The 12,441-nt window shown below is 70.4% G+C and carries 15 protein-coding genes and 2 pseudogenes; 8 read left to right on the forward strand and 9 right to left on the reverse strand.

The window, feature by feature from the left end:
* Positions 1-74: 74 nt before the first annotated feature.
* Positions 75-821, forward strand: a pseudogene (locus tag AB0B90_RS38360) (RNA-guided endonuclease TnpB family protein); the annotation flags it as partial.
* Positions 818-1,054: a hypothetical protein gene (locus tag AB0B90_RS38365; RefSeq protein WP_362926806.1), complete on the forward strand. Its 237-nt coding sequence runs from the start codon at positions 818-820 to the stop codon at positions 1,052-1,054. The pseudogene AB0B90_RS38360 and the gene AB0B90_RS38365, both read left to right, overlap by 4 nt.
* Before the next feature lie 80 nt (positions 1,055-1,134).
* Here the strand turns inward: AB0B90_RS38365 and AB0B90_RS38370 are convergent, their stop codons facing one another.
* Together AB0B90_RS38370 and AB0B90_RS38375 are read right to left on the reverse strand one after the other, a co-directional pair.
* Complete coding sequence (locus tag AB0B90_RS38370) at positions 1,135-1,482, reverse strand: PRC-barrel domain-containing protein (RefSeq protein ID WP_350949394.1); 348 nt, start codon at positions 1,480-1,482, stop codon at positions 1,135-1,137.
* A gap of 157 nt (positions 1,483-1,639) precedes the next feature.
* On the reverse strand, positions 1,640-2,128 hold the full coding sequence (locus AB0B90_RS38375; RefSeq protein ID WP_350949395.1) for an NUDIX domain-containing protein: 489 nt from the start codon (positions 2,126-2,128) through the stop codon (positions 1,640-1,642).
* Between the two features lie 221 nt (positions 2,129-2,349).
* On the opposite strand from AB0B90_RS38375, the gene cobF reads away from it, so the two are divergent.
* The 3 genes from cobF to AB0B90_RS38390 all read left to right on the forward strand — a co-directional run bounded on the left by cobF (position 2,350) and on the right by AB0B90_RS38390 (position 5,301).
* Complete coding sequence (gene cobF / locus AB0B90_RS38380) at positions 2,350-3,135, forward strand: precorrin-6A synthase (deacetylating) (protein WP_362905912.1); 786 nt, start codon at positions 2,350-2,352, stop codon at positions 3,133-3,135.
* 304 nt (positions 3,136-3,439) lie between these two features.
* Positions 3,440-4,375 (forward strand): putative protein N(5)-glutamine methyltransferase, encoded by a 936-nt coding sequence (locus AB0B90_RS38385; RefSeq protein ID WP_350949397.1) that lies wholly within the window; start codon positions 3,440-3,442, stop codon positions 4,373-4,375.
* An 83-nt stretch (positions 4,376-4,458) separates the two neighbouring features.
* Complete coding sequence (locus AB0B90_RS38390) at positions 4,459-5,301, forward strand: pentapeptide repeat-containing protein (protein ID WP_362926809.1); 843 nt, start codon at positions 4,459-4,461, stop codon at positions 5,299-5,301.
* 101 nt (positions 5,302-5,402) lie between these two features.
* Here AB0B90_RS38390 and AB0B90_RS38395 read toward each other — a convergent pair whose 3' ends face one another.
* Entirely contained in the window at positions 5,403-6,593 is a 1,191-nt protein-coding gene (locus AB0B90_RS38395; RefSeq protein ID WP_350949399.1) for an MFS transporter, read from the reverse strand.
* Positions 6,594-6,652: 59 nt separating this feature from the next.
* On the opposite strand from AB0B90_RS38395, the gene AB0B90_RS38400 reads away from it, so the two are divergent.
* A complete protein-coding gene (locus tag AB0B90_RS38400; RefSeq protein WP_362926811.1) occupies positions 6,653-7,615 on the forward strand; it encodes a winged helix-turn-helix domain-containing protein in 963 nt (320 codons plus the stop codon).
* Between the two features lie 67 nt (positions 7,616-7,682).
* Here the strand turns inward: AB0B90_RS38400 and AB0B90_RS38405 are convergent, their stop codons facing one another.
* Positions 7,683-8,621: an NADP-dependent oxidoreductase gene (locus AB0B90_RS38405; protein ID WP_362926813.1), complete on the reverse strand. Its 939-nt coding sequence runs from the start codon at positions 8,619-8,621 to the stop codon at positions 7,683-7,685.
* Positions 8,622-8,805: 184 nt separating this feature from the next.
* Positions 8,806-9,138, reverse strand: coding sequence for a hypothetical protein (locus AB0B90_RS38410; protein WP_350949402.1), 333 nt, complete (start codon positions 9,136-9,138; stop codon positions 8,806-8,808).
* A 149-nt stretch (positions 9,139-9,287) separates the two neighbouring features.
* Between AB0B90_RS38410 and AB0B90_RS38415 the strand changes: the two genes are divergently transcribed.
* Complete coding sequence (locus AB0B90_RS38415; protein WP_362926816.1) at positions 9,288-9,881, forward strand: TetR/AcrR family transcriptional regulator; 594 nt, start codon at positions 9,288-9,290, stop codon at positions 9,879-9,881.
* A 26-nt stretch (positions 9,882-9,907) separates the two neighbouring features.
* On the opposite strand, the gene AB0B90_RS38420 is transcribed toward AB0B90_RS38415, so the two are convergent.
* From AB0B90_RS38420 to AB0B90_RS38435, 4 genes are all read right to left on the reverse strand, one after another.
* Positions 9,908-10,333 (reverse strand): nucleoside deaminase, encoded by a 426-nt coding sequence (locus tag AB0B90_RS38420; RefSeq protein WP_362905900.1) that lies wholly within the window; start codon positions 10,331-10,333, stop codon positions 9,908-9,910.
* Positions 10,330-11,199: an LLM class flavin-dependent oxidoreductase gene (locus AB0B90_RS38425; RefSeq protein ID WP_362926818.1), complete on the reverse strand. Its 870-nt coding sequence runs from the start codon at positions 11,197-11,199 to the stop codon at positions 10,330-10,332. The genes AB0B90_RS38420 and AB0B90_RS38425 overlap by 4 nt, the downstream gene beginning before the upstream one ends.
* Positions 11,200-11,303: 104 nt before the next feature.
* Positions 11,304-11,978 carry a TetR/AcrR family transcriptional regulator gene (locus AB0B90_RS38430; RefSeq protein WP_362926820.1) on the reverse strand — a complete coding sequence of 225 codons (675 nt, stop codon included), beginning with the start codon at positions 11,976-11,978 and terminating at the stop codon, positions 11,304-11,306.
* Between the two features lie 63 nt (positions 11,979-12,041).
* The gene (locus AB0B90_RS38435) at positions 12,042-12,305 is read right to left on the reverse strand and encodes a hypothetical protein (RefSeq protein WP_362926850.1); all 264 of its coding nucleotides are present in this window, start codon (positions 12,303-12,305) and stop codon (positions 12,042-12,044) included.
* On the opposite strand from AB0B90_RS38435, the pseudogene AB0B90_RS38440 reads away from it, so the two are divergent.
* Positions 12,222-12,401, forward strand: a pseudogene (locus AB0B90_RS38440) (NAD(P)H-binding protein); the annotation flags it as partial. The gene AB0B90_RS38435 and the pseudogene AB0B90_RS38440 overlap by 84 nt on opposite strands.
* Positions 12,402-12,441: the final 40 nt, after the last annotated feature.

Below are 12,441 nucleotides of genomic sequence, written 5' to 3' on the forward strand. Positions count from 1 at the left end.
GTTCTGCTTGAGCCGTGTGCGGTGTGAGTCGCACGCACGGTTCTGAGGGGGCCGGGATACGGCGACGTATCCCGGCTACCCGACCGGTCGAGACCGGTGATGAGCCGCTGCCCGAAACGGCGTCCGAGGTCACCGCCGAGGTCGGCATCGACCTCGGGCTCACGCATTTCGCGGTGCTGTCCGACGGTCGGAAGTTCGACAACCCGCGTATCCTGCGGCGGGCGGCCAAGAAGCTGCGTAAGGCGCAGAAGGCGCTGAGCCGCACGCAGAAGGGTTCGGCGAACCGTCAGAAGGCTAGGGTGAAGGTCGCCAGGGCGCACGCCCGGGTGGCTGATGCGCGCCGGGATTTCACGCACAAGCTGTCCTCTACTTTGATCGGTGACAACCAAGCCGTCTACGTGGAGGACCTGTCGGTGAACGGCCTGGCCCGCACCCGGCTGTCCAAGTCGGTGCACGACGCGGGCTGGTCACAGTTCGTGACCATGCTGGAGTACAAGGCGAAACGCTACGGCCGCACCTTCGCCAAGATCAACCGCTGGTTCCCGTCCTCGAAGACGTGCTCGCAGTGCGGCACCCGGCAAGAGTCGATACCGCTGAACGTCCGGGAATGGACCTGCCCCTGCGGCGCCGTCCACGACCGCGACGTCAACGCCGCACGCAACATCCTCACCGAAGGCCAACGAACCGTCGCCGCTGGACGGAAACCCGCCGCTGAAACGCGGCGGGAGGCGGAGACGTTAAACGCCCGTGGAGGTGACGTAAGACCACCGCTCGCGGTGGCCGACGCCGATGAAGCAGGAAGCCACAGAGGTGCCGCATGACGCGGCACGGACTGAATCCCGGCCCTTCAGGCCAGGGAGCGCGTCAATTCAACGTCAACCCCGGGGTCGTGGCGGCCCGCGCGTTCGAGGTCCCGAACAAGCCGGGGGTGCGCCTTCACAACATGGTGACGGTCTCGCTCGGTGGTGTCGGCACGATCCGCAACGTCGTCAACACCACGGGCGGCCCGTCCAACTCCAGCACCAACGTGGCCAATCTCGTCGATTACCCCTGAGCCGGTCTCCCCCTCGTTCCTGAACCGCACGGAAAACGAGCCCTTCCCCGGGCGGGGAAGGGCTCGTCGACGGTCAACGACTACAGCGTGCCGGGGCCGTAGTAGCCGCCCAGCTTCTCGCGGTAGTCGGGCTCCCTGTAGGTCGCCTCGTCGAACTCCGGCGCGTCCTTGATCTCCTGCTTGGTGCGCGAGACGTAGATCTTGCGCTCCTGCGGGTCGATCTGGTGCACGGTGCCGGCCGGCAGCAGGACCTTCTTGCCGAAAATCCAGAACCCGGTGTCGACGACGATGTAGCTGTTGCCCACCGTGTTGCTCTCCTCGTCCACCGAACCGATCTTGCCGTCGGTGGCCTCCACGTCGAACCCCACGAGATCCAGCGCCTGCTCGCCGCTGTAGGTGTCGGGGCGGTAGCTCCACACGTCCGTCATGGTGTTTCTCCTCGTCGGTGAAGGTGGGACAACCGCCCCCTACCCGCCGCGCCCGCGCTAAACAGGCCGTCGGAGATCCGGGACCGTGCCCCCGGCGGCCGCGTCGCCCTCCCTCCGAGGTCGAGAGCCGAATCCACCGGTGCCGACGACCGCGTAATCATTTCGCGGCGAAGTACTCCGCCACGATCCGGGTGTGCAGCGGAAAGGCGAGCTCTCGCGGTCCGTCGATCAGCAGCCACTCCGTCGTCTCGTCCGTCGGCACGACCGGCGGGAGGTCGGCCGCGCCCGTCCGAGGTCCCAGCGCGAAGACCAGCACGGTCCCGTCGGGGGCGCTGAGCACGTCGAGGAGGCGCACGCCGTCCGGGTCGACGACGACCCCCGTCTCCTCGCGAAGCTCCCGGACGGCCGCCTGCTGCCAGGACTCGCCCATGTCGACGAAGCCACCGGGCAGCGCGAGAGCGCCCCGGTGCGGTTCGACGCCACGACGGACCACCAGCAGGCCCTCGTCCACCGGCAACACCATCACCGCGACCGGCAACGGGTTGAGGTAGGAGGTGTTCCCGCAGCCGGAGCAGGTGCGCGGCCACGCCTGGTCGGGGGCGAAGGCTCCGCCGCAGAAGGAGCAATGTGAGTTCCTGATCGTCACGATCGCGAGACTAGACCAGAACGAGGTCTTGATCCGACTTCTCCGCCCGAACGACCCGAAGCCCGAACGACCCGAACGGGAACCCGCGACGAGATCCCGCCCCTCACCGCCCGGCCGGGTCCTGCCGGGAAGCGGTCGTCCGGCCGGTTTCCGCCGGGGTAGGCCTTCCCGGGTGACGCCCGGCGCGACGTCCTCTGCGCGCAGGGGGCAGACTTTCCCGCGTGAAGCGAATTCTCATCATCGGCATCGGCGCGGGAAACCCCGACCACCTCACCCTTCAGGCGGTCAAGGCCATCGCGGCGGCCGACGTGTTCTTCGTCCTCGACAAGGGCGAGGCCAAGCACGACCTCGTCCAACTCCGGCAGGACCTCGTCGACGCGCACGCCCGCGCCCCGTACCGGCTGGTCGAGGCCCGCGACCCCGAGCGCGACCGGACCACCCCCGCCTACGCGGGCGCGGTGGAGGACTGGCGGTCGCGCCGTGCCGACATCTACGAGCGGCTCGTCCGCGACGAACTCGGCGACGACGAGACCGGCGCGTTCCTCGTCTGGGGCGATCCCTCCCTCTACGACAGCACGCTGGCCATCGTCGAGGAGGTCCTCGCCCGGGGCACGGTGCGGTTCGAGTACGACGTCGTCGCCGGCATCAGCAGCGTGTCCGCGCTGGCCGCCCGGCACCGCACCAGCCTGACCCGGGTCGCACGGCCCCTGCACATCACCACGGGCCGCCGCCTGTCGGAGGAGGGACCCGGCGAATCCGACGACATCGACGACATCGTCGTGATGCTCGACGCCCGCAACGCCTTCGCCTCCCTGCCCGACCCCGCCGACTTCGAGATCTACTGGGGCGCCTACCTCGGCACCCCCGACGAGATCCTGGTGGCGGGGCCGGTCGAGGAGGTCGCCGACCGGATCCGCGACGTCCGTGCCGAGGCGAGGGAACGCAAGGGCTGGATCATGGACACGTACCTGCTGAGGCGGGTTCCTCGCGGGAGCTCTCCCTCCTGACGGGAGGTCGCGGCGGGTGGCGCGCGAGGGCCTGGCGTCGGATCGGCCTCGTCGAGGAGCGGCGTCGGCGTTCCGCTTCGACAGGGGCACGGGGAGTTCGGCAGGACCGAGGTGAGAGCCGCCTCGCCGTAATGTGTTCGTACGGAGGGCGGCTCGGAGGTAGTGTTGCCCTCCAGCAATGGACGTGATCGAGGAGGTGAGACCCATTACCGCTGTGTCAGGTCGGGTGCTCCCGTCTCACGGTCGCGCGGTCCTTCCGGCGTAGGTGACCGAGGGAGCCCTATCGGCATCCCGAAAGGCTCCAATGTCGGCTTTACCGCCGTTTCTCCCCCAACCCGTTGTCGTCACCAGGCTCCGGGCCGCCGGTTGCGTCTTCGCCGAGGACGAGGCACGGTTGCTCCTCTCCACGGCGCGGACGCCGTCCGAACTCGCCGCCATGCTGGACCGGCGGATCTCCGGTCTGCCCCTCGAACACGTTCTCGGCTGGGCGGAGTTCTGCGGGCTGCGGATAGCCGTGGACACCGGGGTCTTCGTTCCCCGGCGCCGCACCGAGTTTCTCGTCCACCAGGCCGTCGCCCTCGCCCACCGAACCGCCGGATCGGCAGATCGGTCCGCCCCCCTCCCCCGCCCCGCCTCCGATCCCCCTGTTTCCTCCGGTTCCGAAGACCTCACCGCTCCCGGCGACCAGGCCCCCCGGCCACGGATCGTCGTCGATCTGTGCTGCGGCTCCGGAGCGGTGGGGGCCGCACTGGTCGCGGCCCTGGAACCGGTCGAGTTGCACGCCGTCGACATCGACCCCGCCGCGGTGCGCTGTGCCCGGCGCAACGTCACCCCCGGCGGCCGGGTGTACGAGGGTGATCTCTACGAGCCGCTGCCCGCCACGCTGCGGGGCCGCGTCGACATCCTGACCGCCAACGCCCCCTATGTGCCCACGGAGGCGATCGGACTGCTGCCCCCGGAGGCCCGCGTACACGAACCACGGGTGGCACTCGACGGCGGCGCGGACGGGCTGGAGATCCAGCGGCGGGTGACCGCGTCCGCGGCGCGGTGGCTCGCACCGGGCGGTCACCTGCTGATCGAGACGAGCGAACGCCAGGCGCCGCGGACCGCCGAGGCCTTCGCCCGCAACGGGCTGGTCCCGAGGGTGGTCGAATCCGAGGAGCTGGACGCCACCGTCGTCGTCGGGACCATGCCCGCCCTCCCTCCGCCCCGCGATCGGGAAACGGGCACGGTCGGATAGGGTTTAGCGGTTGAATCGCTGTTCGCGGCCCTGTTTCGAGGACCGCGAACAGCGCGACCGCCCCGCATGAGGAGATCCCCGCATTGTCCGACAGCCGTGAGCACACGGCCCCCTCCACCGGGGGAGATCGTGCCGATCTGCGAGCCGACTGCGAGAGCTGCTTCGCGCTGTGCTGCGTCGTGCCCGCCTTCTCGGCCTCGTCGGACTTCGCGATCGACAAGAAGGCCGGGCAGGCCTGCCCCAACCTGCTGACGGACTTCCGCTGCGGCATCCACACCCGCCTCAGGGACAAGGGTTTCCGTGGTTGCACCGTCTACGACTGCTTCGGCGCCGGGCAGAAGGTCTCCCAGGTCACCTTCGGTGGGCAGGACTGGCGGCGGGCGCCACAGACCGCGAAGCGGATGGCCGAGGTGTTCCCGGTCATGCGCGACCTCCACGAGCTGCTCTGGTACCTGACCGAGGCGCTCACCCTGCGACCGGCCCTTTCCATCCACGATGAGCTCGGCCTCGCCCTGGAGAGGACCGAACGCCTCACCCGCGACACCCCCGACGTTCTCGCACGGCTGGACGTGGCGGCACACCGGCGGGAGGCCAACGCCCTGCTGCTGCGCGCGAGCGAGCTCGTGCGCGGCGAAGCCGGGCGCGGGAAGAGGAAGGACCGCAGGGGCGCCGACCTCATTGGAGCCAAGCTGAAGGGTGCCGACCTGCGGGGCGCCAACCTGCGGGGCGCCTACCTCATCGGGGCCGATCTGAGGGGCGCCGACCTCCGGGCGGCCGACCTCATCGGAGCCGACCTGCGGGACGCGGACCTCTCGGGCGCCGACCTCACCGGGAGCATCTTCCTCATCCAGTCCCAGCTGGACGCGGCCAAGGGTGACGCCCGGACCTCGCTGCCGCCGTCACTCACCCGACCTGCCCACTGGTAGCCCGGCCCTCGCCCACCCGGCCCGAGCTCAACGGAGGCCCCTGCCGCCCACCTCCGGCTGGCTCCACAGCCGTCCGGCTTCTCATGGGGAAGCCGGATGCTTCACTGCCGGGGCGTCCGCTCCTCCGTACGGCGGGTCAGGGTGGGATACAGGCACGCGGTCGCCACCAGCGACGCGACGCCCGCCAGCGCCATCGCCGCGGAGACCGGTACGAACTCGGCCAGCGTCCCCGTCCCCGAGGCCGCCAGCGCCTGTCCGGCCATCATGCCGCTGCCCGCCAGCCCGAGTGCCTGTCCCCTGACCCGCGCGGGCACCGCCGCCACGTAACGCTCCTGCGTGCCCAGGTGCCCGGCGAACCCGAAGGAGGCGACCGCCACCAGCGCCGTCGCCACCCACACGCCCGGTGACAGCGCGAAGAAGAGGTACGGCACCGCCAGCAGCGTGAACAGCGGCACCGCGAGCCGGATCCGCTGCTCGGGGGTGGTCCATCGGCCGACCAGGAGGTCACCCACAAGCATGCCACCGGCCGCCGCGACGAACAGCGCTCCCGCCGCTCCCGCCGAGTCGTCCGCGTATGGCACGTAGAGCGCCTCCGCTCCGACGATCAGCCCGTTCGGCACCCACTGCACCAGCAGCAGCCCGCGGATCCGTCGGTCACCCAGCAACTCGGCGTTCACCGCCCATGACTGTCGCCAGACAGCCCGCCCCGACACCCTCGGCGGCCTGGCCCGCAGCCCCAGCCGCTGCGTGAGCGCCACCAGCACGCCGAGCGCCGCGCCCGACCACAGTGCCGCGTACGGCCCGGCCACGGCGAGCAGCGTCCCGGCGAGGGCGAATCCGGTGATCTGCACGGCGCCGACCGCGATGTTCAGGGCCGAGCGGCCCAGCACGTAGCCGTTACCCGGCAGCAGGTCGGCCAGCAGCCCCTGGCGTGCGCCGCCCGCGACGGCGTCGAACAGCCCGCACGCCATGACCAGCGCCAGCATCCCCCACACCGGCAGCACTCCGAGGGCAAGCGTCGCGACCGCGACCGCCCTCGTCAGATCCCACGAGACCAGCAGCGCCCTGGGCGGCAGCCCGTCGGCCAGCCCTCCGAGTGTCAGCGCGCCGACGGCCTGCGGCAGGAAACCCGCGAGGTAGGCGAGTGCGGCCAGAAACGGCGACCCCGTGTGGGCGTAGACGAGCGTGGACAACGCCAGGCTTTCCATGATCTTGCCCATGACGCTCGTGGCCTGCGCGACGAACAGCGTCCTGAACTGGCCGACGGCGAAAAGCTCCCGATAGGTGTTCACGCACCGGAGCTTGCGGGCCGATCCGTACGGCGGGCTACTGTTTCGTCAGGAGGCGAAACGTGGCCTATCTGGAGTGCACCCCCGAGGATCTGGCGCGTACCCGTTTCGTGATGTCGCCGATGGCGCAGGTGGTCACCGCCCTGCCCCTGCTCGCCGGTATCCGGTCTTCGCCGGGGATGTCGCGGTGGACGGCCAGGGTGCGGGACCGCTACGAGGCGCTCGTCGCCGCCGACCCCGTCCTGCGTGCCCTGGCCGACCTGCTGGTGGTCACCGACTACGTGCCCGACTTCTTCTGCGTGCCACCACCCCGCGCGGACACCACGTTCGCCCAGGAGGCGCTGGCCGTGCGGCACACCCCGTACCACAAGGCCCGCGCCGACCTGGAGCTGAGTTATCGGGGCCGGCCGACGGCCGCGGCACTGGACGTGCCCGACGTCGCCGAACGGGTCGCCGAGAGCCTGGTCGCCGTGTGGAGCGCGCTGATCGAACCCGACTGGCCGAGGACACGCGCACTGCTGGAGCGTGACATCGTGCGGTGGGCGGGACGACTGGCGGTGTACGGCTGGACCGCGGTGTTCGAAGGGCTGGACGTGCAGATGTCGCTGCGGGGCGAGCGGATCCTGCTCGGCCGGGTCAGCGGCGCCTCGCACCGGCTGGGCGGTGTCGGCCTGGTCCTGATGCCCAACGCGTTCGGCGGGAGGATCGTCTACCTCGACCCGCCACGCGCCTTCGGGGTCACCTATCCCGCGCGGGGTGTGTCCGCGCTGTGGGAAAGCCGGCCACCCGCGCCCGACAGCCTGGCCGCGCTGCTCGGCAGGGGCAGGGCCGCGGTGCTGCTGGAGCTGGCGACGCCCGCGAGCACCAGCCAGCTCGTCGCCAGGCTGGGCATGACGCTCGGCGGCGTCGGCGACCACCTCGCGGTGCTCAGACGATCGGGGCTGGTCTCGCGCGGCAGGAGCGGGCGTTCGGTGCTCTACACGCGCACCCCGATGGGCGACGCCCTGACGGAGTGGAACGCGTGAACAGCGACGCACCGCGTGGTGCTTCGAGAAAAACACACGCGCCCGCTCGGGGCCCGCGGGCCTCAGGTCAGCTCGCCGAGACCCTGAGAACGATCTTTCCTCGTACGTGGCCGGTCTGGCTCAGCCGGAACGCCTCGGCCGCCTCGGACAGGTCCAGGACGGTCGTGATCTCGGGGACGGCCAGGCCGCCCTCGATCATCCGTCGCAGTTCGTCGAGGTCCTCCGTGCTCGGCCGGGCGAACACGAAGGTGCCGCCGTGCTCCATGACGCCGTCGTTGGTGAGCGAGACGACCCGTCCCCCTGCGTCCTCGCGCAGCAGGCCGAGGGACGAGACCAGTTCCTCGCCGCCGTACATGTCCATGATCGCGGTGACCCCTGTCGGTGCCAGCGAGCGCACCCGCTCTTCGAGACCGGGACCGTAGGTGACGGGTTCGGCACCGAGACCTCGCAGGTAGTCGTGGTTGCGAGCCGAGGCGGTGCCGATGACGCGCGCCCCCAGGGCTGCGGCGACGCCCACGGCGAACGATCCGACGCCGCCCGCCGCGGCCTGCACCAGTACGGTGTCACCGGATCCCACCCGCAGCGCGTGGACGAGTGACTGGTAGGCGGTGAGACCGGCGATCGGAACGGCGGCCGCCTGCTCCCAGCTCAGGTTGGCGGGCTTGCGGGCGATGGTGCGCAACGGCGCGGCCACCCGCTCGGCGTAGGTTCCCCGCCCGATGGAGTCCTCGCGCACATATCCGATCACCTCGTCCCCCACCTCGAAGCCGGTGACCGTCGGGCCGACCTCCGCGACCAGCCCGGCGACGTCCCAGCCGGGGATGACGGGGAAGTGGACGTCGAAACGGCTGTCCAGATGCCCGGAGGCCGTCTGCCAGTCGACCGGGTTGACCGAGACCGCCTTCACGTCGATGAGAACGGACTCCGGGCCGAGCTTCGGCTCGGGAACGTCCTCCAGCTCCAGGACCTCCGGCCCACCGTAACGCCGGTAAACGATCGCTTTCATCCCCCTGCTTTCCGAAGCATGCACCGGCCCGCGCGCAGCGCGGCACCATGGGTCGTTTCGTGACGTCGAACAGCTGTGAATCCTAGGGCGGCGGACGGTGTACGCGTCGAATCCGGCGAGGGGCGCGCGTCCCCGTACGAACTCAGCGCCTGCGCCGCCGACCGGTCCCTGTCCGGCGTGGGGCCTATGAGGCGAGTGTCTGGCGGACGCCGGTCCGCGAGGCGTTCTCGATGGCGGCGAGCACGCGGTGCTGGCGCACGGCGGTGTGGAAGGAGGGGTACGCCTCGCGTTCCTCGGTGATCGCGCGGGCGACCTCCAGATAGAGGGCGGCGACGTTCGCAGGCGGGCCAGGGGGGACGTTGGCGAGTGAGGGCTCGGAGGTGTGGGCGAGGGCTTTGGCGGCGGGCGTGGGCGCTGTCCTGCCTGGTGGTCGCGACCGCGGTGACGGCGTACTCCCCCAGGTTGAGCAGGGCCGGTAGGTGGGCTGCCGTTCCCCATCCCCGGCCGAGGCTTGCACCGACGACGCCGATACGGATCGGACCGGCGGGTGATCTGCTCATGGTCCCCCTTCACGAGTTAAGTATCGATCGGTAAAAAACTAGCCCGGAGCGGACCGGCCCGTCAACGGGGTAACGTATCGATCGGTAAGAAACTAGGGAGGTGCGCATGCCAGGAGGGCGCCCGCGCGCGTTCGACCCCGAGAACGCCCTGGACCGGGCACTTGAGGTCTTCTGGAGCCAGGGCTACGAGGGAACGGCGATATCGGATCTCACCGCGGCCATGGGCATCAACCGTCCCAGCCTCTACGGCACCTTCGGCAACAAGGAGGAGCTGTTTCGCAGGGTGTTCGACCGCTACGTCAACGGTCCGGGGGCGTTCACCGTCCGCGCCCTGGAGGCGCCCCGGGCACGAGAGGTCGTCGAACGCCTGGTGTACGGCGTGATCGAGCTGACCACCGGCCCCGACACCCCCCTCGGATGCCTCAGCATCCGCTGCGTGCAGGCGTGCGCGCCGGAGGCCGAGCAGATCAGGAGCGAGGTGGTGGCGCACAGGCAGGCCGGGGAGGCGACACTGCGGGCGCGCCTGTCACGGGCGAGGGACGAGGGCGACCTGCCCGGCGACTGCGACCCGGCCGACCTGGCCCGCTTCGTCACCACCCTCGCCGACGGCCTCGCGGTACAGGCGGCCGCGGGCTGCGCCAGGGAGGATCTGCTGCGGGTCGCCGAGACGGCACTGCGCGCCTGGCCCACCGAGGGGTGAGCCAGAGCGCACGCGGCTACCCGTTTTCACGTGTAGTAGCCCTCGACCGGGACGCGCGCCTCGTCGAACAGCGCCGGGCCCTCCTGGGACACGTGCGGCCAGCCGCCTCCCGGCTTGAGACTCGCGAGTTGCTCGTTGGAGAGCGCGAACACGACGCGGCCGAGACCGGATCGTTCGATGGCGCCCGCGCACATGGGGCAGGGCTGGCAGCTGGTGTACATGGTCGTGGCCGCCGCGACGTCGGGGGTGAGCTCGCGGGCCGCCCACCTGGCCAGCTTCAGCTCGGGGTGGGCACTGATGTCGCGGTCGCTGAGAACCGTGTTGTGGTCCTCGGCGAGGATCGTGCCGTCCGGGCCCACCAGCAGCGACCCGAAAGGGGCGTCTCCGGTCGCTCGCGCCCCGGCGGCGAGTTCGATCGCCCTGCGGAGATGCTTCTCGTCGTCGTGCGTCATGATCGTCCTGTTCGTGGTCGATGAGTGTCCAGGTCCCAGTGTGCCGCCACGGTCGCGAGCGCCTGCCAGGCCACCTCCGGGTGGCGCGTCTCCTGCGGGTCGCCGTTGAACGGATCGAGCACGACACTGTCGGCGCCAAGCAGGCGCAACTGTTCGAGGTCGTCGATGACCTGGTCGATCGTGCCTTCGCCGGCGAGACGTCCCGGAGCGGTGATCGGGACCTGCGTGAGCCGCAGGACGATGCGGGGTGCGAAGCCCGGTACCGGCCGCCGTTCCTCGTCCGCGAGGACCTTCAGCCGGTCCAGCCCTTCGCGCATCCGCTCCAGGGTGAGGCGAAGCGGGTGCCACGCCTCCCCGAGACGTACCGCCCGGCGCAGTCCCACGTCGCCGTTGCCGCCGACCCAGATCGGTATTCGCCCGGCCTGGTAGTCCTCGCCGTTCTCCCAGGCGGCGCGTATCACCCGGAGGTGATCGTCGGTCAGCGCCCCGCGTCGCTCGAACGGAACCCCGAGCGCCTCGAACTCCTGCCGCGCCCAGCCGACGCCCACGCCGAGGACGAGCCGCCCGCCGCTGAGCCGGTTGAGGTTGGCCGCCATGCGGGCGACGAGCAGCGGGTGGCGGTACGGCACGATGAGCACCGTGGTGCCGAGCCGGATCCCGTCGGTCACCCCGGCCAGCCAGGACAGGGTGGTGAAGGGCTCGTAGAACGGCGGCGGGTACTGCTCGGCGACATCGGGGGTTATCGCGACATGGTCCGAGACCATGAGGAGGTCGAAGCCCAGCCCCTCCACAGTCCGTGCCCAGCCGCGCAGCACCCCGGGATCGGTGCCCGGCCCGAAGTTCAGTACGTTGACGCCTGTTTTCACCGCTTCAGGCTAGCGAGCGATCATGGAGATCCGGAAGGGATACCTCGATCAGCGCTGCATCCTCTTTGAGGACATGCGACCGTGAAATCACCCGGTCGACCGCTTCAGCCGTCGGAGACCTCGGGCTGAAGGACCTCGAGAGCCTCACGCAGCACGGGTGTCGGCGCGAGGTCACAGGCGGCCCGGATCGCGCCCGTCAGAAAGGCGACGAAGACGTCGACCAGCGCCTCGATCTCGTAGGGACGACCGCTTCTCAGCCAGACCAGGGCCGTCTCGTCGCAGGCGGCGCTGAACCCGCGCATGGTCAGCCGGAGCGCCGGCGCGTCCGCGTCGAGGCCGAGTAACCCGCAGATCGCACGGATTCCCTCCTGGCTCGTCGTCTCGAAGGCCTTCCAGGCCGCGTCGGTGGTGTCCGCACGCCGCAGGATGAGGTTCAGGGCGGCGTCCTCGTTCTCGGCCAGAAACCTCAGATGGGCGGCGAGGTGGCGGCGGAGCCGCTCGATGACGGGCCCGTCGGAGCCGATCTTCGCGGCGGCGCGGAGCCGTTGGTCGATCACGCCCACGACTTCCGCGTAGAGGTTCTCCTTGCCGTTGAAGTGGTGGGACAGAAGCCCGTGGGCGACCCCTGCCGAACGGGCGATGTCCGCGACGGTGACGTCGGCGTAGGGGCGCCTGGAGAAGTGCTCCAGCGCGGCTTCCAGCAGTTTCCGGCGCGTCTCCTGAGCGGCCAGTTGCCGCCGGGTGGGCGGCTTGCCCACGACGGACTGGGTCACGTCCATTCCCCTCCTCGCGACGCCGGCTCGACCTGTCATCAGCGTATTCCACGATCGTCCCCCGCCCGGTCACGGAGAACGCCTACCGGCATTTGATTGATTATCATTCAATGAAGTATGTTCAACGTAACGCATCGCCCACGGCGGCCGGACGGCGAAGTGGGACAACAGATCGCTGGAGGAAGAGCGATGACCAAGGTTCTTATCGTCGGGAGCACGGGCACCGTGGGCAGCCTGGTGCTCGAAGAGGTGCTCAGACGCGGTACCGACGCGCGAGTGCTGGTGCGCGACGAACAGCGCGCCGCGCACCTTCCCGCGCACGTCGAGCGCCACGTGGGCGACCTCGGCGACCCCGAAGCGGTGCGCAGTGCCATGAAGGGCGTCCAGGCCGCTTTCTACGTCCCCCCGCACGAGCCGGACGAGGTGCGACTGGGCACGTCGTTCGTACGAGCGGGCGAGGAGGCCGGCA

It is taken from the genome of Streptosporangium sp. NPDC049078 (assembly GCF_040648855.1).
In the GTDB taxonomy this organism is placed as follows: Bacteria; Actinomycetota; Actinomycetes; order Streptosporangiales; family Streptosporangiaceae; genus Streptosporangium.